Annotated in this window: 23 protein-coding genes; 16 read left to right on the top strand and 7 right to left on the bottom strand. The window is 74.2% G+C overall.

The window, feature by feature from the left end:
- Positions 1-24 precede the first annotated feature (24 nt).
- On the top strand, positions 25-1,779 hold the full coding sequence (recN, locus tag L3X23_RS12800) for a DNA repair protein RecN (protein ID WP_237192448.1): 1,755 nt from the start codon (positions 25-27) through the stop codon (positions 1,777-1,779).
- A gap of 651 nt (positions 1,780-2,430) precedes the next feature.
- Here recN and L3X23_RS12795 read toward each other — a convergent pair.
- Entirely contained in the window at positions 2,431-3,777 is a 1,347-nt protein-coding gene (locus L3X23_RS12795; protein ID WP_237192447.1) for a S9 family peptidase, read from the bottom strand.
- A 78-nt stretch (positions 3,778-3,855) separates the two neighbouring features.
- On the opposite strand from L3X23_RS12795, the gene L3X23_RS12790 reads away from it, so the two are divergent.
- From L3X23_RS12790 to L3X23_RS12770, 5 genes are all read left to right on the top strand, one after another.
- Positions 3,856-4,230 (top strand): hypothetical protein, encoded by a 375-nt coding sequence (locus L3X23_RS12790; protein ID WP_237192446.1) that lies wholly within the window; start codon positions 3,856-3,858, stop codon positions 4,228-4,230.
- A gap of 63 nt (positions 4,231-4,293) precedes the next feature.
- The gene (gene steA / locus L3X23_RS12785) at positions 4,294-5,481 is read left to right on the top strand and encodes a putative cytokinetic ring protein SteA (protein ID WP_093086247.1); all 1,188 of its coding nucleotides are present in this window, start codon (positions 4,294-4,296) and stop codon (positions 5,479-5,481) included.
- Complete coding sequence (locus L3X23_RS12780) at positions 5,478-6,395, top strand: copper transporter (RefSeq protein WP_237192445.1); 918 nt, start codon at positions 5,478-5,480, stop codon at positions 6,393-6,395. Before steA ends, L3X23_RS12780 begins: the two co-directional genes overlap by 4 nt.
- A gap of 58 nt (positions 6,396-6,453) precedes the next feature.
- Entirely contained in the window at positions 6,454-8,163 is a 1,710-nt protein-coding gene (locus L3X23_RS12775; protein ID WP_237192444.1) for a CTP synthase, read from the top strand.
- A 59-nt stretch (positions 8,164-8,222) separates the two neighbouring features.
- Positions 8,223-8,786, top strand: a complete 564-nt coding sequence (locus L3X23_RS12770) for an NUDIX domain-containing protein (protein WP_237198007.1) — start codon at positions 8,223-8,225, stop codon at positions 8,784-8,786.
- Between the two features lie 40 nt (positions 8,787-8,826).
- Here the strand turns inward: L3X23_RS12770 and L3X23_RS12765 are convergent, their stop codons facing one another.
- From L3X23_RS12765 to L3X23_RS12755, 3 genes are read right to left on the bottom strand one after another with little or no spacing between them, the layout of a single operon-like run.
- On the bottom strand, positions 8,827-9,759 hold the full coding sequence (locus L3X23_RS12765) for an MBL fold metallo-hydrolase (protein WP_093086241.1): 933 nt from the start codon (positions 9,757-9,759) through the stop codon (positions 8,827-8,829).
- Positions 9,760-9,769: 10 nt separating this feature from the next.
- The gene (locus L3X23_RS12760; RefSeq protein WP_237192443.1) at positions 9,770-10,675 is read right to left on the bottom strand and encodes a fumarylacetoacetate hydrolase family protein; all 906 of its coding nucleotides are present in this window, start codon (positions 10,673-10,675) and stop codon (positions 9,770-9,772) included.
- Positions 10,672-11,853: a cytochrome P450 gene (locus L3X23_RS12755; RefSeq protein WP_237192442.1), complete on the bottom strand. Its 1,182-nt coding sequence runs from the start codon at positions 11,851-11,853 to the stop codon at positions 10,672-10,674. The genes L3X23_RS12760 and L3X23_RS12755 overlap by 4 nt, the downstream gene beginning before the upstream one ends.
- A gap of 109 nt (positions 11,854-11,962) precedes the next feature.
- On the opposite strand from L3X23_RS12755, the gene L3X23_RS12750 reads away from it, so the two are divergent.
- The 5 genes from L3X23_RS12750 (at position 11,963) to L3X23_RS12730 (ending at position 17,549) form a co-directional block, all read left to right on the top strand.
- Positions 11,963-12,835 carry an AraC family transcriptional regulator gene (locus tag L3X23_RS12750; RefSeq protein WP_237192441.1) on the top strand — a complete coding sequence of 291 codons (873 nt, stop codon included), beginning with the start codon at positions 11,963-11,965 and terminating at the stop codon, positions 12,833-12,835.
- Positions 12,836-12,877: 42 nt separating this feature from the next.
- Positions 12,878-13,537: a response regulator transcription factor gene (locus L3X23_RS12745; protein WP_237192440.1), complete on the top strand. Its 660-nt coding sequence runs from the start codon at positions 12,878-12,880 to the stop codon at positions 13,535-13,537.
- 1 nt (position 13,538) lies between these two features.
- Positions 13,539-14,942, top strand: coding sequence for a sensor histidine kinase KdpD (locus L3X23_RS36135; protein ID WP_237192439.1), 1,404 nt, complete (start codon positions 13,539-13,541; stop codon positions 14,940-14,942).
- A 131-nt stretch (positions 14,943-15,073) separates the two neighbouring features.
- Positions 15,074-16,423 (top strand): MFS transporter, encoded by a 1,350-nt coding sequence (locus L3X23_RS12735; RefSeq protein WP_237192438.1) that lies wholly within the window; start codon positions 15,074-15,076, stop codon positions 16,421-16,423.
- A 184-nt stretch (positions 16,424-16,607) separates the two neighbouring features.
- Positions 16,608-17,549, top strand: a complete 942-nt coding sequence (locus L3X23_RS12730) for a TAXI family TRAP transporter solute-binding subunit (protein WP_237192437.1) — start codon at positions 16,608-16,610, stop codon at positions 17,547-17,549.
- Between the two features lie 67 nt (positions 17,550-17,616).
- Here the strand turns inward: L3X23_RS12730 and L3X23_RS12725 are convergent, their stop codons facing one another.
- Positions 17,617-18,246 carry a DUF1707 domain-containing protein gene (locus L3X23_RS12725; protein WP_237192436.1) on the bottom strand — a complete coding sequence of 210 codons (630 nt, stop codon included), beginning with the start codon at positions 18,244-18,246 and terminating at the stop codon, positions 17,617-17,619.
- 40 nt (positions 18,247-18,286) lie between these two features.
- Between L3X23_RS12725 and L3X23_RS12720 the strand changes: the two genes are divergently transcribed.
- Complete coding sequence (locus L3X23_RS12720; protein ID WP_237192435.1) at positions 18,287-19,273, top strand: LLM class F420-dependent oxidoreductase; 987 nt, start codon at positions 18,287-18,289, stop codon at positions 19,271-19,273.
- Positions 19,266-20,174, top strand: coding sequence for a site-specific tyrosine recombinase XerD (gene xerD, locus L3X23_RS12715; RefSeq protein ID WP_237192434.1), 909 nt, complete (start codon positions 19,266-19,268; stop codon positions 20,172-20,174). Before L3X23_RS12720 ends, xerD begins: the two co-directional genes overlap by 8 nt.
- Positions 20,175-20,217: 43 nt before the next feature.
- On the opposite strand, the gene L3X23_RS12710 is transcribed toward xerD, so the two are convergent.
- Together L3X23_RS12710 and L3X23_RS12705 are read right to left on the bottom strand one after the other, a co-directional pair.
- Complete coding sequence (locus L3X23_RS12710) at positions 20,218-21,678, bottom strand: amidohydrolase (RefSeq protein ID WP_237192433.1); 1,461 nt, start codon at positions 21,676-21,678, stop codon at positions 20,218-20,220.
- Positions 21,675-22,847, bottom strand: coding sequence for a low temperature requirement protein A (locus tag L3X23_RS12705; RefSeq protein WP_237192432.1), 1,173 nt, complete (start codon positions 22,845-22,847; stop codon positions 21,675-21,677). The genes L3X23_RS12710 and L3X23_RS12705 overlap by 4 nt, the downstream gene beginning before the upstream one ends.
- A 142-nt stretch (positions 22,848-22,989) precedes the next feature.
- Between L3X23_RS12705 and L3X23_RS12700 the strand changes: the two genes are divergently transcribed.
- Genes L3X23_RS12700 through scpB form a run of 3 tightly spaced genes read left to right on the top strand, consistent with a single transcriptional unit; the run spans position 22,990 to position 25,248 of the window.
- Positions 22,990-23,865 carry a ParA family protein gene (locus tag L3X23_RS12700; protein WP_093086214.1) on the top strand — a complete coding sequence of 292 codons (876 nt, stop codon included), beginning with the start codon at positions 22,990-22,992 and terminating at the stop codon, positions 23,863-23,865.
- Positions 23,862-24,632 carry a ScpA family protein gene (locus tag L3X23_RS12695; protein ID WP_237192431.1) on the top strand — a complete coding sequence of 257 codons (771 nt, stop codon included), beginning with the start codon at positions 23,862-23,864 and terminating at the stop codon, positions 24,630-24,632. Before L3X23_RS12700 ends, L3X23_RS12695 begins: the two co-directional genes overlap by 4 nt.
- Positions 24,613-25,248, top strand: a complete 636-nt coding sequence (scpB, locus tag L3X23_RS12690) for an SMC-Scp complex subunit ScpB (protein ID WP_237192430.1) — start codon at positions 24,613-24,615, stop codon at positions 25,246-25,248. The genes L3X23_RS12695 and scpB overlap by 20 nt, the downstream gene beginning before the upstream one ends.
- Positions 25,249-25,282 lie beyond the last annotated feature (34 nt).

The following is a 25,282-nucleotide window of genomic DNA, read 5'->3' as shown; positions in this document are numbered from 1 at the left end:
GGCGGGCGCCGTATCGTGCGGCCCATGCTGGCCGAGATGCGCATCCAGGGCCTCGGCGTGATCGAGGACGCCACGCTGGAGCTGGATCCGGGCCTCACCGTGCTCACGGGTGAGACCGGTGCGGGCAAGACGATGGTGGTCACCGGTCTGTCGCTGCTCGGCGGCGGTCGGGCCGAGGCCTCGCGGGTCTCGGGGGCCAAGGCCGTGGTCGAGGGGGTCTTCGCCGAGGCCGGGCCCGGGGCGTTGGAGCTGGCCGAGGAGGTCGGCGCCGAGGCGGACGAGGACGGCACGCTGATCGCGGTCCGCACCGTGTCGGCCGACGGGCGGTCCCGTGCGCACCTCGGCGGGCGGTCCGTGCCGGTCGGGGTGTTGGGCAGGCTGGCGGAGGCCTCCCTCGCCGTCCACGGCCAGAACGACCAGCTCCGCCTGCTCCGATCGGCGGACCAGCGTGCGCTGCTGGACCGTTTCGCGGGAGACGCGGTGGGCAAGCCGCTGGTCGCCTACCGGGAGACCCGGGCCGAGTGGCAGGCGGTCGGCGCGGAGATCGTCGAGCGGCGGGACGGGGCGCGGCGGCTCGCCCAGGAGGCCGACATGCTGCGCCACGGGCTGGCCGAGATCGAGGCCGTCGCACCGCAGCCGGGTGAGGACCGGGTGCTGGTCGAGGAGGCGCGGCGGCTCGCGGCGGCGGACGACCTGCGCGAGGCCGCGGGGCTGGCGCACGGCCTGCTCGGCGGCTCGGACGACGGGGAGACCCCCGGCGCCGTCGGGCTCGTCGGGGAGGCCCGCAACCGGCTGCAGGCCTCCGGCGATCCGGAGCTGACCGCGCACGATGCCCGGCTGGACGAGGCGCTGGCGATCCTCACCGACGTGGCGGGGGAGCTGACCGGCTACCTCGACCGGCTGGACGCGGACCCCGAGCGGCTCGGCGAGGTCCTGTCCCGGCAGGCCGAGCTCAAGGCGCTGACCAGGAAGTACGCGGCGGACGTGGACGGGGTGCTGGAGTGGGCGGCCCAGGCCGCGCGCCGGCTGGACGGGCTGGACACCTCGGACGAGGCGCTCGCCGCCCTCACCGCCCGCCGGGACGCCCTCGCCGCGGACCTCGCCGGGCACGCCGCGGAGATCACCGCCGCGCGCACGGAGGCGGCCGCCCGGCTGGCCGCGGACACCACCGCCGAGCTCGGGGGGCTCGCGATGAAGGACGCGGAGCTGTTCGTCTCGGTCCTGCCCCGCGAGGCCGGGGACCTGCTCGAGACGGGCGGGCAGCGGCTCTTCGCCGGACCGGACGGGGTGGACGAGGTGGAGCTGCGGCTCGTCCCGCACCCCGGGTCGCCGCCGCAGCCGCTGCACAAGGGTGCGTCCGGCGGTGAGCTCTCCCGGGTGATGCTGGCGCTGGAGGTCGCGCTCGCCGGGTCGGACCCGGTGCCCACCATGGTGTTCGACGAGGTCGACGCCGGGGTCGGCGGTCGCGCCGCGGTGGAGATCGGGCGCAGGCTGGCGCGGCTCGCGCAGCGGCACCAGGTGATCGTGGTGACCCACCTCCCGCAGGTCGCGGCCTACGCCGACCGCCACCTCGTGGTGCAGAAGAAGCGGGGCGAGGGGGTCACCCGCAGCAGCGTGCGCACGCTGCCCGAGAGCGACCGGATCGTCGAGCTGGCGCGCATGCTCGCCGGGCTGGACGACACCGACACCGGCCGCGCCCACGCCGAGGAGCTCCTCACCACGGCCCGCGCGCACCGGGACGAGGACCGGAAGCCCGCGAAGAAGCGCCGCCGAGCGTGACAGGAGCGCTCTCGCGCTGACGCGCCTGTGACGCTCGCGGTGGGTGATCGTTGCGAGTGTGACGTGAGCGCTGCGAGGTGTGCGCTCCTGTGACGGTCGTCGCGGGCGTGACGGGAGCGCTCTTGCGCCGACGCCCCTGTGACGCTCGTGGTGGGTGATCGTTGCGAGTGTGACGTGAGCGTTCCGAGGTGTGCGCTCCTGTGACGGTCGTCGCGGGCGTGACGGGAGTGCTCTTGCGCCGACGCTCCCGTGACATTCGCGGTGGGTGATCGTTGCGAGTGTGACCGGAGCGTTCCGAGGTGTGCGCTCCTGTGACGGTCGTCGCGGGCGTGACGGGAGTGCTCTTGCGCCGACGCTCCCGTGACATTCGCGGTGGGTGATCGTTGCGAGTGTGACGTGAGCGCTGCGAGGTGTGCGCTCCTGTGACGGTCGTCGCGGGCGTGACGGGAGTGCTCTTGCGCCGACGCTCCCGTGACATTCGCGGTGGGTGATCGTTGCGAGTGTGACGTGAGCGCTGCGAGGTGTGCGCTCCCGTGACGGTCGTCGCGAGCGTGACGGGAGCGCTCTCGCACCGACGCTCGTGTGACGCTTGCGGTGGGTGATCGTTGCGAGTGTGACGTGAGCGCTGCGAGGAGCGCGCTCCCGTGACACTCAGGCGTGGGTGGTCAGCCAGCGGGTCACGGACTCGAGGACGTCGGGGGCGATCGTGGTCTCGATGGTCGCGTACTCGGCGGGGCTCCCGGTCTGCGCGGGCTGCATGAGGTGGTTCAGCTCCGGAAAGGTGCGAACCTCCGAACCCGGGGCCCGCGCGAGCGCGGCGCGCATCGGGCCCTCGCTCTGCGCGGGCGGGACCTGCAGGTCCTTCGCGCCGAAGAACGCGTAGGTCGGGATGCGCAGCGCGCGCAGGGCGGGCTGCGGGTCGTAGGTCAGGAACGGGACCAGCGAGTCCACCTGCGCCGCGGCCGCCTGCGGGTCGACCCCCTGGGCCACCGCCTGGTCGCGGGCCGCCTGCCGGGCGGCGTCGAGGTCGCCCGCCCGGACCTGCGCCACCAGCGTCCGGACGTTCTCGACGCCGGCGTCCACCTGGTCCGCGGGCAACCCGGCGGCGGCGAGCAGCAGCCGGTTCTGCTCGATCAGCACGTCGCCGCCGGACACCGCGGGGCCCGCCATCAGCACGGCGAACGCGACGTCCCCGCGCTGCGCCGCCAGCGGCGCGAGGTAGCCGCCCTCGCTGTGCCCGAACAGCCCCACCCGGGCCGGGTCCACGTCGGGCCGCCCGCGCAGCAGCGCCGCGCCCGCGAGCGCGTCGTCGGCGAGGACGTCGTACGGCGTGCCCTCCAGGGTGCCGCCGGACCCGCCGACCCCGCGGTCGTCCGTGCGGAGCACCACGAACCCGGCGCGGGTCAGGGTGTCGGCGAGCAGCAGGAACGGCTTGTGTCCCGCAATGGTCTCGTCGCGGTCCTGCGCCCCGCTCCCGGTGATCATCACGACGCCGGGGAACGGGCCCGGTCCGGGCGGCGCGGTGACGGTGCCCGCCAGCGTCACGTCGCCGCTCGGGAAGGTCACGTCCTCGGTCCGGTACGGGTAGGGCGGCTGCGGCTCCTGCGGCCGCGCCTGCGCCGGCAGCGTGCCCCTGGCCAGCGAGAACGGGAGACTCTGTCCGCCCTGGGTGAGGGTGCCCGAGATCGCGTCCCCGTCGAGGGTGCCGGTGAACGCCGGTGAGCCGGGCACGGTGGAGAGGCCGAAGCGGACGGTGTCCCCGTCGACCGCGACGCCGTCGAGCGGGGCGCCCCGCGTCCCCTGCGCCGGGATGTCGATCGTGCCGGACGCCTGGTCCTCGCCGATGTGCAGCGCGAACGGCAGCCGCTGCCCGGGCAGCTCGATCGCGCCCTGCCAGTCCCCGGCGAACGACGAATCGGCCGGTATCCCCGTCGGCCCGGCCCCGCACGCGGCCAACCCCAGCACCAGAACGAGAGCCCACGCCCCCCGACGCACCATGGCCGCGATCATGCCCGGCGCCGCCGCCGGGCGCCGAACCGGTTCGCGGTCGAACGGACGGGGTGGTACCCAGACCGGATGCCGCCACCCCCGACCTCCGTCCTGCTCTGGCGGGCCGACGACTGCGCCGCCGCGGGTCCCGTCCACGCCTGCTGCCTGCGCGAGACCGCGCCCGGTGCCCGCGCCGTGGTCTACCGCACCCGGGCGGAGCAGGGGATCGCGGGCGTCGTCGACTTCACGGCGGCGGCGGGCCCGCGCCCGGACGGGGGATGGGCGGCCCCGGGTGTCTTCGTCCCGCTGGCCGACCCGGTGCCCCGCGCGGCGCTGCTCGCCGACGACACCCTGCGTCCGGTCTTCGCGACGCTGCGCAGCAGGCGCAGGCTGCCCGAGCCGGCCGCCCGTCTGCTGGCCCGGATGATCGACCCACCTGCGGATCCCCGACCGGATCGGTGACAGCCCGGTCACGGTCGGCGCGCCTTCACCGCACGGGCACGAGCGGATGTCAAGGTGCCCCGCATGAAGCTCTCCGGCCTGCTGCACCGCTCGCGACCCGAGCTGCCCGGGCTCGCCGGGACCGCCCGCGTCGACAAGCGCACCGACGCCCTGCTGAAGCGGCTCAAGCCCGGTGAGGTCGCCGTGCTCGACCAGATCGACATGGACCGCGCCACGGCGGACGCGCTGATCGCGGCGGAGGTCGCGGCCGTCGTCAACGCGGCGCCGTCGATCTCCGGGCGCTTCCCGAACCTCGGCCCCGAGGCCCTGCTGGCCGCCGGCATCCCGCTGCTGGACGACTGCGGGCCGGAGATCCTGCACGCGGTCAAGGACGGCGCGCGGATCCGGCTGCACGACGGCGCGGTCTTCGCGGGCGAGCTGGAGCTGGGCCGCGGCACCGAGCAGACGGCCGACTCGGTCGCGGACGCCCTCGTCGAGGCCAAGGCGGGGCTGACCCACCAGCTCGAGGCGTTCGCCGCGAACACCACCGAGTTCATGCGCCAGGAGCGCGCCCTGCTGCTCGACGGCTACGGCGTGCCGGACGTCGACGTGGTCCTCGAGGGCCGCCAGGTGCTCGTCGTCGCCGCCGGGTTCGACCACCTGAAGGACCTCAAGAAGCTGCAGCACTTCATCCGCGAGTACCAGCCGGTGCTGGTCGGGGTGGGGGCGGGCGCGGACGCGCTGCGGGCCGCGGGCCACACCCCGCAGCTGATCGTCGGGGACCCGTCGGACGTCACCGACGAGACGCTGACCTGCGGCGCGGACGTGGTCGTGCCGGCGTTCGCGGACGGGCACGCGCCCGGCCTGCACAAGGTCCAGGATCTCGGCGCGAGCGCCGTGACGTTCCCGAGCAGCGCCAACCCCGAGGACCTCGCGCTGCTGCTGGCCCACCACCACGGCGCGTCGATGATCGTCACCGTGGGGCTCTCCGCGACGATGGCCGAGTTCCTCGACCGCGGCCGCTCGGGCAGCAACGCCTCGACCTTCCTCACCCGGCTGCAGGTCGGGGGCACCGTCGTCGACGGCCGGGTGATCGCGCAGCTCTACCGCAGCCGGGTGTCCACCGGCGCGCTGTTGTTGCTGGTGGGCGCCGCGCTCGTGGCCATCCTCGCGGCGCTGCTGATGTCCCAGGCGGGCGACGCGGTGATCACCTGGGTCACCACGACGTGGACCGCGCTGGTCGAGACGGTCCGGGGCGGGGTCGCCCCGTGATCTCGCTCAAGTACCACGCCATCTCCCTGGCCGGGGTCTTCCTGGCCCTGGCGGTCGGGGTCGTCCTCGGCGCGAGCGGGCTGTCGGACCGGCTGCTCGCGGCCGTGTCGACGGACCGGGACTCGCTGTCCTCCCAGGTCGACACGTTGACGGCGGAGCGGGACTCGCTGCTCGATCAGCAGGCGGCCGCCGACCAGTTCGCCGCCCGGGTGGGCCCGGCCGCCGTCGCCGGCTCGTTGACCGGCCGCAGCGTCGCGATCGTCCAGGCGGGCGGCGACCAGAGCGACCAGGAGTCGGTGATCCGGCTGATCGGGCAGGCCGGCGGCACCGTGACCGGCTCGATCACCCTCACCGACGCCGTCACCGACCCCGCGCGGGCCGACCAGCTCAACGAGCTCGCCGCGCGCCTGCTGCCCGCGGGCGCCCAGCTCCCGGCCGCCTCGGACACCGGCAGCCTCGCCGGTGGCCTGCTCGGCAGCGTCATGACCACCAAGAACGCCGCGACCGCGGGTTCGGCGGGCGCGGTCTGGACCGGTCTCGCCGACTCCGGGTTCGTCCAGCCGGGCACGGCCCCCGGGCCCGCCGACATGATCGTCGTGCTGACCGGCGGCGCCCAGCAGGGGGCCGACGCGGGCGACTCGGCCGCCGTCCTGGCCCGCCTGGCCGCCGAGCTCGACCGGGCCGGATCGGGCGCGGTCCTCGCGGGCCGCACCGGCTCGGCGTCGGCGACCGGACCCGTCGGCGTCGCCCGCGCGGCGGGCGGCTCCACCGCGGGCCTGTCCACGGTGGACGACGTGCAGACCGGCACCGGCCGCGTCGCCACGGTGCTGGCGCTGAAGGAGCAGCTCGACGGCAAGGCGGGCGCCTACGGCTCCGACCGCACCGCGAGCAACGGCGCCGTCCCCACCGCATGACCCCGGCTCGGCGTGCCGGTTGCGGGTCTCGCGGGCGCAGGGCGTAACCTGAGGTTCCGTGCAGACACGCTCGACCCGTCACCTGTTCGTCACCGGCGGGGTCGCGTCCTCGCTGGGCAAAGGCCTCACCGCGTCCAGCCTGGGGCAGTTGCTGACCGCGCGTGGACTCCGGGTCACCATGCAGAAGCTGGACCCCTACCTCAACGTCGATCCCGGCACCATGAACCCGTTCCAGCACGGCGAGGTCTTCGTGACCGAGGACGGCGCGGAGACCGACCTCGACATCGGCCACTACGAGCGGTTCCTCGACCGGAACCTGCACGGGCGGGCCAACGTCACCACCGGCCAGGTCTACTCCGAGGTCATCGCCAAGGAGCGCCGCGGCGAGTACCTCGGCGACACCGTGCAGGTCATCCCGCACATCACCAACGAGATCAAGGACCGCATCCTCGCGATGGCGGAGCCGGACGCGGACGGCATCGTCCCCGACGTCGTGATCACCGAGGTGGGCGGCACGATCGGCGACATCGAGTCGCTGCCCTTCGTCGAGGCGGCCCGCCAGGTCCGCCACGAGGTCGGCCGGGACAACTGCTTCTTCCTGCACGTCTCGCTCGTGCCGTACCTCGCGCCGTCCGGGGAGCTGAAGACCAAGCCCACCCAGCACTCCGTCGCGGCGCTGCGCAACATCGGCATCCAGCCGGACGCGCTGGTCCTGCGCGCCGACCGGGAGATCCCGGAGGCGATGAAGCGCAAGATCTCGCTGATGTGCGACGTCGAGCTCGACGGCGTGGCCGCCTGCCCGGACGCCCCGTCGATCTACGACATCCCCCGCGTGCTGCACCGCGAGGCCCTCGACGCCTACGTCGTCCGCAGGCTCGGCCTGCCGTTCCGGGACGTCGACTGGACGGTCTGGGGGGACCTGCTCGACAAGGTCCACAACCCCGACGAGACGGTGACGGTCGCGCTGGTCGGCAAGTACGTCGACCTGCCGGACGCCTACCTGTCGGTCACCGAGGCGCTGCGCGCGGGCGGGTTCGCCCACCGGGCCAAGGTCGAGATCCGCTGGGTCCCCTCGGACGACTGCGAGACGCCCGCGGGCGCGGCCGCCGCGCTGGACGGCGTGGACGGCATCCTCATCCCCGGCGGGTTCGGCATCCGCGGGATCGAGGGCAAGCTCGGCGCCCTCACCCACGCCCGCACCCGGCAGATCCCGGCGCTGGGGCTGTGCCTGGGGCTGCAGTGCATGGTGATCGAGGCGGCGCGCAACCTCGCCGGCCTCGCCGACGCGTCGAGCTCCGAGTTCGACCCGCGCACCCCGCACCCGGTCATCTCGACGATGGCCGAGCAGCTCGACGTCGTCGCCGGGGAGCGGGACATGGGCGGCACCATGCGCCTCGGGGCGTACCCCGCGGCACTGGGGGAGGGGACCGTCGTCGCGAAGGCCTACGGCTCCCGCGAGGTCTCCGAGCGCCACCGGCACCGCTACGAGGTCAACAACTCCTACCGGGCCCGGCTCGCGGAGGCGGGCCTGGTCTTCGGCGGCACCTCGCCGGACGGCACGCTCGTCGAGTTCGTCGAGCTGCCCGCGGAGCAGCACCCGTTCTACGTGGGCACCCAGGCGCACCCCGAGCTGAAGTCCCGCCCGACCCGTCCGCACCCGCTGTTCGCGGCGTTCATCAAGGCGGCGTTGACCTACAGCGGCGAGGTCAGGCTGCCGGTCGAGCTGCCCGCCCGGCCGAAGAAGAAGCCCGCCGAGGTCGGTTCGTGAAGCCCGGCGAGCACGACTTCCCGGTCGCCTCGTCGAAGGACATCTACACCGGCCGCGTGATGGCCGTCCGGGCCGACCAGGTCGTGATGCCCGGCGGGCGGGAGGCGACCCGGGAGATCCTGGAGCACCCGGGCGCCGTCGCGGTCGCGGCCGTCGACCCGGACGACCGGCTCATGATGATCCTGCAGTACCGGCACGCCGTGCGGCGGCGGCTGTGGGAGATGCCCGCGGGTCTGCTGGACCACGCGGGGGAGGACCCGGCCGCGGCCGCCGCCCGCGAGCTCGAGGAGGAGTCCGGGCTGCGGGCGGCGGAGTGGTCGGTGCTGGTCGACTGCGTGTCCAGCCCCGGGTTCTCCGAGGAGGCGATCCGGGTGTTCCTGGCGAGCGGGCTCACCGAGGTGACCCGCCCCGACCTGGGCGACGACGAGGAGGCGGACCTCGAGACCCGCTGGATCCCGTTGGCCGAGGCCGTCGCGATGGTGCTGCGCGGGGAGATCGTCAACGCGACGACCGTCGCCGGCGTCCTCGCCCTGCAGGCGGTGCGGGACGGTCACGGCCGCACCCGCCCGCTGGACGCCGCGTGGCCCGACCGCCCCACGAACTTCGCGGCCCGCACCTCCTGAGGTCGTGAGTGGCGATGGTCGCTCCAGCGACCATCGCCGCTCACAGGTCGCCGAAGCCCTCCAGTGCGGCGATCTTGCCGAGGACGTCGAGCCGGTTCGCGGGTTCGCGGGTCGGGTCGCGGTGGTCGTAGACGTTCGCGACGTTCTGCGCGATGCGGCTGCTCTCCCCGAGCCCGCCCCACTCGCCGAGGTCGATCGACGCGATGGCGGCGTCCACGTCCAGCCCGTCCTCGAAGCGCGCACCCGCCTCCCGCTGCACGAACAGCAGGTACTCGCGCATCCGCGAGACGTCCGGCTTCGCGCCGATCGGGCCGTGGCCGGGCACGATCGTGTCGACGGGCAGGTCGAGCATGAGGTCGCAGGCCGCGATCCAGCGCTCCACCGGCCCGGCCCAGACGATCGGGGTGCCGCCGATGAACAGGACGTCCCCCGCGTAGAGCAGCCGGGCGTCCGGGACCTGGACGAGCGTGTCGCCGGGGGTGTGCGCGGGCCCGACCTGGATCAGGCGGACCTCCCGCCCGCCCACGTCGAGGCTGGTCTCCCCGCGGAACGTCCGGGTCGGCGGGGTGGCCGTGATCCCCTCGAACTCGAAGGGCCCGAACACCTTCCGCACGAAGTCCCCGCGCGGTCCGGGCAACCGCTTGAGCGCCGCGAGCGCCTCGACCTCCTCCTGGCCCATCAGCGCGGCCGCCGCCTCGGACGCGACGATCTCGATGTCGCCGACCAGCTCGTTGCCGAACACGTGGTCGCCGTCGGAGTGGGTGTTGACCAGCGTCTCGAGCGGGTTCGCGGCCGTGAGCGGGCGGATGCCCGCCAGCATCTCGCGGGTCAGCGCGAGGTCGAACAGCGTGTCGACCAGCAGGCTGACCCCGCCGCCGGTGACCAGGCCGGAGTTGCTCAGGCCCCAGCCGCCGTCGGGTTGCAGCCAGGCGTGGCAGCCGTGGCCGAGGTCGTGCAGTCCCTTGTCGTACACGGGCTCTCCTTCAGAATCCGGAGCGGAGGGGGACGAGCGGGGCGCCGGGGACGACCGTCTGCCGGGTCTCGCCGCCGAAGCCGCGCAAGGACACCACGTCACCGGGCTCCAGCCAGCGCGCCTTCGCCACGTCCGGGGTGTCGACGTGTTCGAGCAGACACCCCCGCGGCACGGTGCCGGAGCAGATGACGTCCCCGGGCACGAGATCGCAGCCGCGGGAGGCGTACGCGACCATCTCGCCGAAGGTCCAGTCCATGCCCGTCAGCGCACCGCGGGCCAGCTCCTCGCCGTTCAGCGTGACCGACAGCGGGGTCTCGGGGTCCGCGTCGGTCTCCACCGCGGGCCCGAGCGTCGACGCGGAGTCCTTGCTCTTGCCCATCCCGATGCCCTGCGCCATGTCCCGCATCTGGATGTCGCGGGCGGACCAGTCGTTGAACATCGTGTAGCCGGCGATGTGGTCGGCCGCCGTGTCCGGGTGCAGGTCCCGGCCGCCGCGGCCGATCACCGCGGCCACCTCCAGCTCGAAGTCGAACAGCGTGCAGCCCGGCGGGACCGGGACGTCGTCGTGGGGGCCGAGGATCGAGCCGACGTTCGCGAAGTAGAAGGCGGGCGTCTGGAACCAGGCCTCCGACAGCTCGGTGGGCCTGCCGAGGGCGGCGTAGCAGCCGCGCAGGTGGTCGAGGAACCCGAGCGAGTCCCGCACCGACGGCGGCCGGGGCAGCGGCGCCCGCAGCCGGACGTCCGCGAGCGCGCGGACCTCCGCCGGGTCCCGCCGCGCCCCGTCCCCGGCCTCGGCCAGCTCGCCGCGGGTCAGCAGGTCCAACAGCGTCGTGCCGGGGGCCAGGCCGCGCACGCTCTCCCCGTCGACGATCCCGACGCGCGCCCCGTCCCCGCCGTCGTAGGTCACCCACCTCATGCGAACACCACCGGGATCTCCTCCCACCCGCGGGCGACCTTGTTGGCGACCCGCCGCACCGCGGGTCCGGCGGGGGCGATGTCGGGGAACCGCTCCAGCAGCCGGGCGAAGATGATCTGGCCCTCGAGCCGGGCCAGCGGCGCCCCGATGCAGTGATGGTGGCCGGGCAGGAACGTCAGGTGCCGGTTGGGGCTGCGCGTCGGGTCGAACGTGTCGGGGCGGTCGAAGGCCCGCGGGTCCCGGTTGGCGGACGCGATGACGAGCCAGACGATCGCACCGGCGGGGAGGTCCACGCCGCCGAGGGTGACCTCGCGCGTCGTCTTGCGCAGGTCCAGGTGCAGGGGAGGATCCATCCGCAGCATCTCCTCGACGGTCGAGGAGAGGTCCGCCTCCCGGGCGGAGGGCTCGGCGAACAGGAACTGCAGCCCGTTGCCCAGCAGGTTCACCGTGGTGTCGTTGCCCGCGGTGAGCAGCAGCGCGAGCGAGCCGAGCAGCTCGTCGTCCGGCAGGTCGGCCGCCGCGAGGATCGAGGTCAGGTCGTCCCGCGGGTGGGCGCGGCGCCGGGCGAGGATCCCGCGCAGGTACTCGACCATCTCGGACGCGGTGTGGATCGCGGTGGCGCGGGCGGCGCCCTGGATCCCGGGGTCGAAGGTCGCCGCCAGGGCCTGGGACCAGCGGCGGAACTCGGACTGCTCCTCCTCGGGCACCCCGAGCACGTCCGCGATGATCGCGACCGGCACCGCGCCCGCGAAGTCCGCCATGAACTCCGCCTTCTGTCCCGGCTCGAACCGGTCGAGCAGGGCACCCACCCTGGCCTCGACGATCGGTCGCCAGCGGCGGGTCGCGAACCCGGTGAAGGCGGGCACCATCGCCTGCCGCATCCGGGTGTGGGCGGGCGGGTCGTGGAACATGAACTGCTGCGCGCTGACGGCCATGAAGGCGGCCTGGACCGGGTCCGTCGGGTCGTGCAGCCCCGCGGGGGAGTCGTGGAAGTGGTCGGAGCTGAACACGGCGTTGTCCCGCCCCATCCGGGCCACGTCGTCGTAGCGGAAGGCGAAGTAGCCCAGACCGGGGAGGGGGTGCACCCCGCCGCCGGTCTCGCGCAGCTCGCTGTAGAGGGGGAAGGGATCGGGGTCGTCGCCCATCAGGCGACCCAGGAGCGTCTCCGTCGACGTCATGGGGTCAGCGTGCCGCCACCGCCCACCGCGGGGCTCGGACAGGCACGCACACCTTCCGGACGGACGCGCACAGGCGTACGGTCCGCTCCACCACCACGGCGAGGACGCCATGTACGAGGTCGAGACCGTCCGCACGGACCGTGCGGCCCCCTGGAGCGAGACCGTCATGGCGTTCCAGGGCACGCTGCGGTGCACCTACCCCGACGCGGGCCGGTTCGACGCGGTCGCGACCCGGCAGCGCAGCGGGCGGTTCCAGCTGGTCACGTGGCACATCGGCCAGGAGCAGACGCTCAGTCGACGCCGGTCGGAGGACGCGGACCTCCGTCTGCTGCTGCCGTTGGCGGGCCCCGCCGACCTGCGGATCGGGCGGTCCGACCACCGGCTGACGACGCGTGAGGGCCTGCTGATCGGGCCCGCCGAGCCCTACCACCTCCGGCTGCCGCCCGGCAGCCGCGGACTCGTCGTGACGCTGCCGGGCACCGAGATCGACACGCCGGACGGCCCGCACCGGATCCTGTCGCTGGACCGCGCGCCGGGTCGGGTGCTGCGGCTGGTGCTCACCACGCTCGTCGCCGACCGCGCGGAGCTGGACCGCCGCAGCTTCGACACGGTCTGCGGGCACGCCGCCGAGCTCGCCTGCCTGGCGGCCGAGGACCGCGCGGCCGTCCCCGAGTCCGATCTCGCCGACGAGGTCCGGCTCGTCGTGCGCCGCCACGCCCACGACCCGGAGCTGACGGGCACGGAGGTCGCCCGGCTGGTCGGCTGGTCGTTGCGCCAGGTCCAGGCGGTGTTGCAGCGGGAGGGGACCACGCCGTCGGACCTCATCCGGGAGGCCCGCCTCGAGCGGGCCCGCCACCTCCTCGGCGGCCCCGGCACGATCACCGAGATCGCCCGGGCGTCGGGCTTCCGCTCCATCGACGCGTTCGAGAAGGCCTTCCGCCGCCGCCACGGCCGTACCCCGACGGACTTCCGCAGATCCTGACCGGGTGGCGTCGGTCCGCGACGCGCTGTCGTACCGTGTCGCATGCGCATCGCGGTGGTCGAGGACGACGACGGCGTCGGTGACGCGCTCGTCGACGCGCTCGGTGCCGTGGGGCACAGCCCCGTGCGGATGCGCCGCGGGTCGGACGTGCTGCTCGGCCACCGGGACGTCGAGGCGGTCCTGCTCGACCTCGGCCTGCCGGACGCCGACGGCCTGACCGTCCTGCGGCGGCTGCGGGCGGTCAGCGACGTGCCGGTCGTGGTGCTCACCGCCCGCGACGACGAACGCTCCGTGGTCCGCGCCCTGCGGACCGGCGCCGACGACTACGTCGTCAAGCCCGCGCGCCTCGGCGAGCTGCGGGCGCGCCTCGAGGTGGCGGTCCGCCGCCGCAGGCCCGCCGAGCAGGACGCCCCCGAGGTGGTGGAGGCGGGGGACGTCGTGGTCGATCTCGCCGCCCGCCGCGTCGAGGTGGCGGGCGCGGAGGTCACGCTCGCCCCGAAGGAGTTCGAGATCCTCGCCCACCTCGTCGCCCGCCGCGGCGAGGCGGTGAGCAGGCAGGAGCTGCTGGACGCGGTCTGGGGTGACGCCTACGTCGCGGTCTCGCGCAGCCTGGACGTGCACATGACCTCGCTGCGGGCGAAGCTCGGCCGCCCGGACGCGCTCACGACCATCCGCGGCTACGGCTACCGGTGGGGCCGCTGACGTGTGGCGGCGGGTCCTGCTCGTCCTGGTCGTGTACTCGACGATCGCGGTCGTCGCGCTGGCGGTGCCGCTGGCGCTGGCGCTGGGCCGCGAGCGGGCGCAGCGGCTGAGCGAGAGCCGTTCGTCCGCCGCCGCGTACTTCGCCGACCTCGCGGCCCGCCGGGACCCGGCGGTCGCCGTCGACCTGGCGCAGGCGGTCGACCGGTACCACGCGCTGTACCGCGAGCCGGTGCTCGTGGTCGACCGCGACGGCACGCCGCGCGCGTCGGCGGGCCTGGCCGGGGTGCCGCCCGACGTCGGCGCCGCCGTCTCGGAGGCCCTGCGCAACCAGCGCAGCCGCGTGCCGGAGTCGGTGACCCCGTGGTCGCCCGCCGAGGTGCTGGTGGCCGTGCCGGTCGGCACCGGCACGCAGGTCGACGGCGCGGTCGTGCTGGTGGCGTCGACCGCGGCCGCCGCGGCGGACGTCGGCCGGGCCTGGTGGATCATCGGCGGGGGCGCGGCCGCGCTGCTGGGGGTCGCGTCGCTCATCGCCGTGGCCCTGTCGCGCTGGACCGCCCGCCCCCTGAGCGGGCTGTCCGCCCGGGTCGCGGCGCTCCAGGACCGCGTGGTGGACCGCCCCACCGCGCCCGCCCCGGTCGAGGGCGGACCACCCACCGTCGAGCGCCACGCCGGGCCGCGCGAGGTGCGCGCGCTGGCGGCCGCCTTCGACGGCATGGCCCGCGAGGTCGAGGCCGCCGCGGCGGCGCAGCGCCGGTTCGTCGCCGACTCCGCTCACGCCCTGCGCAACCCGCTCGCCGCGCTGCGCATCCGCCTCGACACCCTCGGCATGGTCGTGCCGGAGGACTCGGCCGCGGTGCACCACCGGACGACGCTGGAGGTCGACCGGCTGGAGGGGATCGTCGTCGACCTGCTCGCCCTGGCGACCGCCGAGACCCGCAGGCCCGACGCGGTCGCCGCCGCGGACGTCGGCGCGGTGGTCACCGAACGCCACGAGTTCTGGGCGGCGGCCCTGAGCGCGGCGGAGGTGTCCGCCACCGTCGACGTCCGCCCCGGCCTGCGGGCCGACCTGGCCGCGGGCGACCTCACCCAGGTGCTGGACGTGCTGCTCGGCAACGTCGTGCAGCACGCAGGCCCCGGCACCCGGGTCGAGATCACGGGCCGCGGCGAGGCGGCCCACGTCCTGCTCACGGTCGAGGACGACGGGCGCGGGGTGCCCGAGCCGGACCTGCCGCTGGTCACCACCCGGTTCCACCGCGCGACCAACACGGTCGGGCAGGGGACCGGCCTGGGGATGTCGATCGCCCGCGCGCTCACCGAACGCGCGGGCGGGCGGTTCGAGGTCGGGACGGGGCCCGCCGGTGGCCTGCGCGTGACGCTGCGGGTGCCGCGCGCCCGTCCGGAGTGACCGTCCTAAGGGAGCGTTAGGGTTCGCCGCCCCGCCTTCCGCCGCCGCCCGCCGGCCCGCACCGTGGTCTCACGACGACGGGGTCGGCCTCCTTCCGTTCCGGCCCGCGTCCGCAGGAACAGGAGGCTGTCATGAGCGACCCGACCACCCAGCCGGCGCCCGCCCCGGCGTCGCCGCGGGCGGCGAACCGGCGCGCGATCCTGAACACGTTGCGCGGCTCGTCCGGAAACCTCGTCGAGTGGTACGACGTCTACGTCTACACGGTGTTCGTGTCGTACTTCGAGAACCAGTTCTTCGACTCCGCGGACAAGAACTCCACCCTGTACGTCTACGGCATCTTCGCGGTGACGTTCCTCATGCGCCCCGTCGGCTCGTGGTTCTTCGGCCGGTTCGCCGACCGGCGGGGCAGGCGGGCGGCGCTGACCTTCAGCGTCTCCCTCATGGCCGCCTGCTCGCTGCTCATCGCGCTGACCCCGGGGCGCGAGAGCATCGGCGTGTGGGCCGCGGTCATCCTGCTGCTGTGCCGCCTCGTCCAGGGCTTCGCCACCGGCGGTGAGTACGGCGCGTCGGCCACCTACATGTCCGAGGCCGCCACGCGCGAGCGGCGCGGGTTCTTCTCCTCGTTCCAGTACGTCACCCTCGTCGGCGGCCACGTGCTCGCGCAGCTGACGCTGCTGGTCATGCAGCTGTTCCTCGACCGCGAGCAGATCGCCGAGTTCGGCTGGCGCATCGCGTTCCTCATCGGCGGCGTCGCCGCGATCGTCGTGTTCTGGCTGCGGCGCAGCATGGACGAGTCCCTCTCCGCCGAGCAGCTCGCCGCGGTCCGGCGCGGCGAGGACACCGGATCGGGGTCGCTGCGCGAGCTGCTCACCCGGTACTGGCGGCCCCTGCTCACGTGCTTCCTCGTCACCATCGGCGGCACGATCGCCTTCTACACCTACAGCGTCAACGCGCCCGCCATCGTCAAGTCGACCTACGCCGACGAGGGCATGACCGCGACGTGGATCAACCTCGTCAGCCTGACCTTCCTCATGGTCATCCAGCCGATCGGCGGGCTCGTCAGCGACCGGGTCGGCCGCAAGCCGCTGCTGGTGTTCTTCGGCGTCGGCGCGGTGATCTACACCTACGTGCTGCTCACCTTCCTGCCGCAGACCACCTCGGTGGCCGCCTCGCTCACCCTCGTCTGCGTCGGCTACGTCATCCTCACCGGCTACACCTCGATCAACGCGATCGTGAAGGCGGAGCTGTTCCCGTCGCACATCCGCGCCCTCGGCGTCGGGCTGGGCTACGCGCTGGCCAACTCCGCCTTCGGTGGCACCGCGCCGCTGATCTACCAGGCGGCGAAGGACGGCGGGTACGTCACGGTGTTCATCGTGTACGTGACGGCCGTCGTCGCGGCCTCCCTGCTGGTCTACGTGTTCGTGCTCAAGAACAAGACGGAGACCGCGCTGGACCGTGAACAGGGCCGCGCCTTCGTCTGACGGCACCTAGGGGGTGTCTGATGGATCTCCAGCCGGCCCGCGGGGCCCCAGGCGGCGCCCCGCGGCGTTCTCGTCGGGACCGATCCAACCCCGGGATCGGCCCCTCCTCGGCCTTGCGGGCCATCCACCTGGAACCCCGCGGACTCGGCGGAGATCCATCAGACACCCCCTAGGCTTCCCGTCCATGACGTCGCTCGCCCCGCAGCCGGACCGCCGGTCCGTGCTGCGGGGCCTCGTGCTGGGGGCGGCCGCGCTGGGTCTCGCGGCGTGCGGGACCGACGACACGCCCACGGTGCGGCTGGCCGCGGGGGAGCCCGGCGGGCTCTTCTGGGACTTCTCGGGTCTGCTCGCCGCGGCGGCCGGCCGGGCGGGCACCGCCCGGCTGGAGCCGCTGCCGACCGGCGGTTCCGCGGAGAACCTGCAGCTGCTGGGGGCGGGATCGGCCGCCCTGGCCATGACCCTCGGCGACCTCGCCCAGGACCGCGTCGCCACCGACGGGTTCGCGGCGGTCGGCCGCGTGTACGAGAACTACTTCCAGGTCGCCGTGCGCGCCGACTCCCCGATCACCGCGCCGGCCCGGCTCGCGGGCCGGACGGTGAGCGTCGGCGCGCCGGGATCCGGCGCGAGCACCCTCTCCGCCCGCGTGCTCGACGTCGTGGGGCTCGGCGCCCCCACGGCCGTGCGCCGGGTCGAGCGGACGATGCGCGGGGCGGCCGCGGCGCTCGTCACGGGCGAGGTCGACGCGGCGATGTGGGCGGGCGGTCTGCCCACCCCCGCGTTCGCCGACCCCGCCACCCCGATCCGGCTGCTCGACCTCGGCGGCGAGGTGGACGCCCTGCGACAGCGGTTCGGCAGCGTCTACGAGTCCGTCACCGTGCCCGCCGGGGTGTACGGGGCGAATCCCGCGGTGACGACCGTCGGTGTCGCGAACCTGCTGCTCGCCCGGCGGGACGTGGCCGACCGCGTCGCCGCCGACATGGTCGACCTGCTGCTCGACGACCCGTCCGCGCTGGTCCCCACCCAGGCGGTCGGCAGCCAGTTCCTCGACGCCCAGTCGTTGATCCAGACCGGCCCCGTGGCCCTGCACCCCGGGGCGGCCGCCGAGTACCGGCGCCGCCACGGCTGAACCCACCCGCCCTCCTGCGGTCGTGCGTGGTAAGTGGTGCTCTGGCACCACTTACCACGCACGGGCCTCAGGGGCGCAGTGGCCTGCCGTCCGGGTCGGTGTTGCGGCCCGCCAGCAGGACGATGCCGTCCGCGACCCCCCACACCGCGCCCAGCCCGAACGTCACGATCGTGACGATGAGCTGCGCGATCGCGATCTCGGTGTGGCCGGTGTAGAACCGGCCCGCGCCGACGGCGCCGAGGAACAGCTGCAGGATCCCGGCGGTGACCTTGGACTTGTCCGAGTACGGCAGCCCCGTGCCGGGCTCCCGGCCGAACGGGGCGTCCTGCCACGCGAGGTGGGCCGTCGGGCGGGGGAGCCCGGGGGCGCCGTACGTCGGGCCGCCCCCGAACGCCGCGGGCAGCCCGGCGGGTGGGCCGTAGGCGAGGTCCGCGGGCCGGGCCGGGGGAGACGGCCGCAGCACCGCAGGCCGCGGGTCCGGCAGGTCCTCGAACACCACCGCGAGGTCGGTCGTGGTCTTGCCGTTCCAGACGGCGCCGACCCGGTCGGCGTACTCGTCCCCGTCGAGCCTGCCGTGCGAGAAGTGTTCGGCGAGGGCGTTCGCCGCCTCCTCGCGCTCGGCGTTGCCGATGCGCAGCGCCGGTCGCGCGGGCGACGCGGCGGGTTCCGGCTCGGGTGCGGGTTCGGGCTGCGTCACCCTCCCGACGGTACCGAACCGCACGGCCTAGAGTCCGGTCATGCGCTTCGGTCTCTTCGTCCCACAGGGCTGGCGGCACGATCTCGTCGGCATCGACCCCGCCGAGCACTGGGGGGTGATGAAGGGGCTGGCCCGGCACGCCGACGCGGGCCCCTGGGAGTCGATCTGGGTCTACGACCACTTCCACCCGGTGCCCAAGCCCACCCACGAGGCCGTGCACGAGGCGTGGTCGCTGATGGCCGCGTTCGCCGCCGCGACCGACCGGGTCCGGCTCGGCCAGATGTGTACCTGCATGGCCTACCGCAACCCGATGTACCTGGCGAAGGTCGCGGCCACCATCGACGTCATCTCCGGCGGGCGGGTCGAGATGGGCATCGGCGCGGGCTGGTACGAGAACGAGTGGCGGGCCTACGGCTACGGCTTCCCGTCCCCGGGCGACCGGCTCGGCATGCTCGACGAGGGCGTCCAGATCTTCCGGCAGGCGTGGGAGCACGGCACGGCGACGTTCGAGGGCAAGCACTACCAGGTCGACCAGGCCCTCTGCGAGCCGCAGCCGCTGCAGGCGGGCGGCATCCCGATGTGGATCGCGGGCGGCGGGGAGAAGGTCACGCTGAAGATCGCGGCGAAGTACGCGGACTTCACCAACTTCGACGGCTCGCCCGAGGGCTTCACGCACAAGTCGGAGCTGCTCGCCAGGCACTGCGAGACCGTCGGCACGGACTTCGCCGCCATCGTGCGGTCGGCGAACTACAACGTGGCGATCGCCGAGACCGAGGCGGGCGTGGAGGCGAAGCTGCAGGAGGCCGTCGACCGGCTGCGGCCCCACGTGGGCGACGAGCGGGCCGAGGCCTCGCTCGGGGCCTACCGCGGCCTGCCGGGGGTGGGTACGCCGGAGCAGATCGTGGAGAAGCTGCGCGGCATGCAGGAGCGGGGGATGACCTACGGCATCTTCTACTTCCCCGACGCCGCCTACGACCGCTCCTCGATCGAGCTGTTCGAGCGCGAGGTCATCCCGCACGTTGCCTGAACGCACGGTCGAGGCCTTCCTCGCGCACCTCGCCGTCGAGCGCGGGAGCTCGGCGAACACGCTGCGCGCGTACACGAACGACCTGGACCGGTACGTGGCCTACCTGCACGACCGGGGCCTCGACGACCTCGCCGCCGTCCGGGAGTCGGACGTCGGCGGGTTCGTCGCGGCCCTGCGCAGCGGCCCGACCCCGCTGGCCGCCTCCTCGGCGGCCCGCGCCCTGGCCGCGGTGCGCGGACTGCACCGGTTCGCCGCCCGCGAGGGTGTGGTGCCCGTGGACGTGGCCAAGGCCGTGACACCCCCGGCGCAGCCCGGCAGGCTGCCGCACACGCTGACCGTCGACCAGGTGGAGCAGCTGCTGGCGGGGTGCGTGGGGGACGGGCCCACCGCGCTGCGCGACCGCGCCCTGCTGGAGATCCTCTACTCGACGGGCGCCCGGATCTCCGAGGCCGTCGGGATCGACCTCGACGACCTCGACCCCGGCGACCGCACGGTGCTGGTCCGCGGCAAGGGCGGCAAGCAGCGGATCGTGCCGGTGGGCAGGCCCGCGCTCGCGGCGGTCGACGCCTACCTGGTCCGGGCCCGGCCCGCGTTCGCGGCCAAGGGGACGGGCACGGCGGCGTTGTTGCTCAACGCCCGGGGTGCCCGGCTGTCGCGGCAGTCCGCCTGGCACACCCTGCGCGGCGCCGCGGACGCCGCCGGGCTGGACCCCACCGCGATCTCGCCGCACACCCTGCGGCACTGCTTCGCCACCCACCTGCTCGCGGGCGGCGCGGACGTCCGCGTGGTCCAGGAGCTGCTGGGCCACGCGTCGGTCACCACCACGCAGATCTACACCCACGTGACGGTCGACGCGCTGCGCGAGGTGTACGCCACGAGCCACCCACGCGCCCGCGGATAGCCCACCCGTGAGTGGCGATGGTCGCCATGGCGACCATCGCCACTCACAGGGTGGTGTGGGTCCAGCGGCCGGCGAGCATCGTGGCGGCGACCGGCAGCGCGCGGAGCTGGGCGGGGGTGCACCGCGCGGGATCGGCGTCCAGGACCGCCAGGTCGGCGACGCGGCCCGCGCGCAGGGGGCCGTCCGGCCCGGATGACGCGGCGAGCGCCTCGGCCAGCGTCAGGTGCTGTTCGGGGTGCCACGGCTCGCGCGCGTCCCCGCTGCGGTGCACGGCGGCGGCGATCGCCACCCACGGGTCCAGCGGCGCGACCGGGGCGTCCGAGCCCAGGGCCAGGGTGGCCCCCGCGGCGAGCAGCGACCGGAACACGAAGGCCCGCCGCGTGCGGCCCGCCCAGTAGTGGTCCGCGACGTCCCGGTCGTCCACGGCGTGCTCGGGCTGCACCGACGCGGTGATCCCCAGCGCGGCGAACCGTGGCACGTCGGTGTCCTGCAGCAGCTGCGCGTGCTCGACCCGGCCGCGGGCGCCGGTCGCGGCGAACGCGTCGAGCACGAAGGCGTTCGCGGCGTCCCCGATCGCGTGGACCGCCACGTCCAGCCCGCCCGCGGCGGCGCGGCGCAGCAGCGGCTCCAGCTCCGACCGCGGCACCAGGACCATCCCGCACGGGTGCGGCGTGCCCTCCAGCCCCGGGTACGGGTCGACGCAGAAGGCGGTCCGGGTGTTCAGCGACCCGTCCGTCACGATCTTCAACGGCCCCATGGTGAGCAGCCCGTCCGTGCCCGGCACCGCGGCGCCGGTGCGCAGTCCCCGCTCCAGCGCGAGGTCCAGCGCGGGCGGCCACACCGACGACACGACCCGCAGGGAGCGGGTGCCCGCGGCGATCCGGGAGGCCCACGCGTCGAGCGGGAAGGGGGCCTCGAAGTCCACGACGCCCACCACGCCGCGGGCGGCGGCGGCCCGCGCGGCCTCGTCCGCGGCGCGGTCGACGTCTCCCGCCAGCCGGACGTCCTCCATGATCGGGATCCAGTCCTGCTCGCGCACGACGCCCGGGGGCACGCCGTAGTGCGCGGCCGCGGCGGCGTTCACCCAGCAGCAGTGCAGGTCCGCGCTCACCAGCACGATGCGCGGGGCGGGCGGCAGCAGGTCCGCCCGCGGGAGGTCCGGCCACAACGCGTCCCGGAACCCGGCGCCGACCAGCATCCCGTCCGCGGGCGGGTCGCTGCGCAGGCGCGCCTCGACCAGCGCGGCCGCCTGCGCCGCCGAGCCCGCCCCGGACAGGTCCAGCCGCCGCCGGGACAGCGCCCACTGGTCGAAGTGCACGTGGCTGTCCCACAGCCCCGGCACGACGACCCGGCCCTGCAGATCGACCCCGGGGCCGGGGGAGTGCGGGCGGACCTCGGTGAGCACGCCGCCCTCGACGGTCAGGTCCACCAGCTCGCCGTCGACCCGGCCCGCGCGGAGCCGCGTCGACGCCGCCGCCGCGGGAGGGCGGACGTCGGCGGTCACGCGTGGCGCAGCCGCAGGAACCAGGCCAGCGCCGCGGCCAGCACGATCCCCATGGCCAGCACGGACACCCCGATCCCCGCCACGGGGGCCAGGAAGGCGCAGGCCAGGATCAGGACCGCCGCCAGCGTGACGAGCAGCGGGGTGAGCGTCCCCGACGGCCAGACGAGCCCGCGCAGCACCATGATCACGAGCACGTAGAGCGCCACCGGGACCGCCACCGCGAACCCGGCGACGAGCGGTGCCACGTGCGCCTCGTGCTCGGCGAGCTGCACCGCCGTCTCCAGGCCCGCACCGAGCGCCGCCACCGCCGCGAACACGAGGAAGTGGCCGTATCCCCAGGTCAGGGCGGTGCGCAGGGAGCGGAACCCGTGCTCGTCGCCCCCGAGGAAGTAGATCCACCAGATCCCGAACATCAACAGCAGCGCACCCACGGCGACCAGCACCAGGTCCAGCGTCAGACCGGAGGCCTGCGAGCCCTGGAACGCGACGGTCGCCGCGAGGATGACCTCGCCGAGCACGATGATCGTGAACAGCCCGTAGCGCTCGGCGATGTGCTCGGGGTGGAAGGAGGTGGGGCGGGTGCGCTCGGCCCACGGCGGCACCGCGACCTCGGCCACCGCCAGCACCACGAAGCCGATGTAGTCGAACGGGTGCGGCAGCAGGAGCCGCAGCAGCCACAGCACCTGCACGACGGCGATCCCGAGCGCGTACCGCTGGGCGGTCCGGCGGCCCTCGGGGTGTTCGCGGGCCGCGCGCAGCCACTGCAGCACCATCGGGATGCGCATGACCGCGTAGCCGACGGTCACCATCGCGAAGTCGTAGTCGTTCAGCGCCGCCGGGACGCCCGCCGCCAGGATCAGCACGCCCGCCATCTGCAGCAGGGTGAGCAGCCGGTACGGGACGTCGTCGGTGTCGTAGGACGAGGCGAACCAGGTGAAGTTCATCCAGGCCCACCAGATGGCGAAGAACACCATCACGAACCCGCCGGTCGCCGCGACGGCGTGGTTCTCCTCGATCCCGTGCGCGAGCTGGGCCGCGGCCTGCGCGATCGCGACCACGAAACACAGGTCGAACAGCAGCTCGAGCGGGGTCGAGGCGCGCCCCTCCTCCTCCGGGTCCCGCCCGTTCATCCGCCGCCGCCACGGCATCGCCAATCCCGGAACCGCCATGATCGTCCCCTCCCCGCGCGTTCCGGGGAGAAACTACCCGGTAGGTTTCGACCGGAAGTTCGAGGCGCCCTGGCGTGGCGCGTTGCCCCCGGTAGGTGGGTTTCCTAGTCTGCGGCGCAGGTAGGGACATCAGAGGAGCCGCATGGACACATCCCCCGCGGGGCCTGACTACGACCCGACCGTCGAGGATCCCGCTCCCGCCGCCGCCCGGCACCGGGCGGGCGCCCCCGAACCCGCCCCGCTGACCGAGCACGGCCCGGCCCGGGTGATCGCCGTCGCGAACCAGAAGGGCGGGGTCGGCAAGACCACCTCGACCATCAACCTGGGCGCGGCGCTGGCCGAGTACGGGCGCCGGGTGCTGCTCGTCGACTTCGACCCGCAGGGGGCGCTGTCGGTGGGGCTGGGGGTCCAGCCGCACCAGCTCGACGCCACGATCTACAACCTGCTGATGGAGCGCGGGGTCGAGGCGGAGGACGTCATCCTCGAGACGTCCGTGCCCGGCATGGACCTGCTGCCCAGCAACATCGACCTGTCCGCGGCGGAGGTCCAGCTCGTCACCGAGGTCGGCCGCGAGCAGGCGCTCGGCCGGGCGCTCAAGCGCGTCCTCGGCAACTACGACGTCGTGCTGATCGACTGCCAGCCGTCGCTCGGCCTGCTCACGATCAACGCCCTGGCCTGCGCGGACCACGTGCTGATCCCGCTGGCGTGCGAGTTCTTCTCGCTGCGCGGCGTGGCGCTGCTGATGGACACCATCGACAAGGTGAAGGACCGGCTCAACCCGGACCTGGAGCTCATCGGCGTCCTCGCCACCATGTTCGACTCGCGCACCGTGCACACCCGCGAGGTGCACCAGCGCGTGGTCGAGGCCTTCGGCGACCTGGTGTTCGACGCCGTGATCAACCGGACCATCCGCTTCCCGGAGACCACGGTGGCCGGGGAGCCGATCACCACCTGGGCGCCCAACTCGTCGGGCGCGGCGGCGTACCGGATGCTCGCGCGTGAGGTCATCGCCCGTTGACCATCGCCCCGGAAGAGCGCCCGCGGTTCACCGTCCGGCTCCAGAACTTCGAGGGGCCGTTCGACCTGCTGCTGCAGCTGATCGGCAAGCACCAACTCGACGTCACCGAGATGGCGCTGCACAAGGTCACGGACGACTTCATCGCCCACCTCACCGCGATGGGCGACGCGATGGACCTCGACGAGACCACCGAGTTCCTCGTCGTCGCGGCGACCCTGCTCGACCTCAAGGCCGCCCGGCTGCTGCCGAACGCCGAGGTCGAGGACGAGGAGGACCTCGCCCTGCTCGAGGCGCGGGACCTGCTCTTCGCCCGGCTGCTGCAGTACAAGGCGTACAAGCAGGTCGCGAGCCTGTTCGCCGAGCTGGAGAAGACGGCGCTGCGCCGGTTCCCCCGCTCGGTCGCCCTGGAGCCGCGGTTCGAGGGGCTGCTCCCCGAGGTGCTGCTGGGCATGGACGCCGCGGCGTTCGCCGAGCTCGCCGCCGGGGTGTTCCGGCCCAAGCCGCCGCCGGTCGTCGGCGTGGACCACGTCCACCAGCACGACGTCTCGGTGCCGGCCCACATGGACATCCTCCGCGAGCGCCTGGCCGAGCTGGGCGAGGCCACGTTCGCGATGCTGACGGACGACTGCACGGAGACCATCGAGATCGTCGCCCGGTTCATGGCGGTGCTCGAGCTCTTCCGCGAGAAGGCCATCGACGTGGAGCAGCCCGAGGCCTTCGGCACGCTGACCGTACGCTGGAACCCTGATGACCTCGTCCGAGCCTGAGCCGCCGGATCTCGACGCGCTGGAGGCGGCGTTCGCGGAGCCGTCCACGGTCGAGGAGCCGGGCCTGCCCACCCTGCACCGCGACGACGAGCTGGCCGCGGCCCTCGAGGCGTTGTTGCTGGTCGTGGACTCGCCGACGGACGAGGCGTCGCTCGCCACGGCGCTGGACCAGCCGGTCGCCCGGGTGGAGCGGGCCCTGCGCCACCTCGCCGAGTCCTACCGCGAACAGGGCCGCGGGATCGACCTGCGCCGGGTGGGGGAGGGCTGGCGGTTCTACACCCGCGACCTCTACGCCCCCTACGTCGAGCGCTTCCTGCTGGACGGGCAGCGCGCCAAGCTGACCCGGGCCGCCCTGGAGACCCTCGCGGTCGTCGCGTACCGGCAGCCCGTCACCCGGGCGCGGGTCGCGGCGGTACGGGGTGTGAACTGCGACGGCGTCCTGCGTACGCTGCTCACACGCGGTCTGGTGGAGGAGGCCGGTGTGGACGGGCCCACCCAGGGCACGCTGTTCCGCACCACCGAGCTCTTCCTGGAGCGGCTGGGGCTGTCCTCGCTGGAGGACCTGCCCCCGCTGGCTCCGCTGCTACCGGACATCGAGACGATCGACGAGCTCTGACGGGCTCGTCACCAGAGCTTCACGAGGGAACGAC

The organism is Pseudonocardia sp. WMMC193 (genome assembly GCF_021728735.1).
GTDB classification, from domain to species: domain Bacteria; phylum Actinomycetota; class Actinomycetes; order Mycobacteriales; family Pseudonocardiaceae; genus Pseudonocardia; species Pseudonocardia oroxyli.
This window is presented reverse-complemented; position numbering and strand designations above follow the sequence as displayed.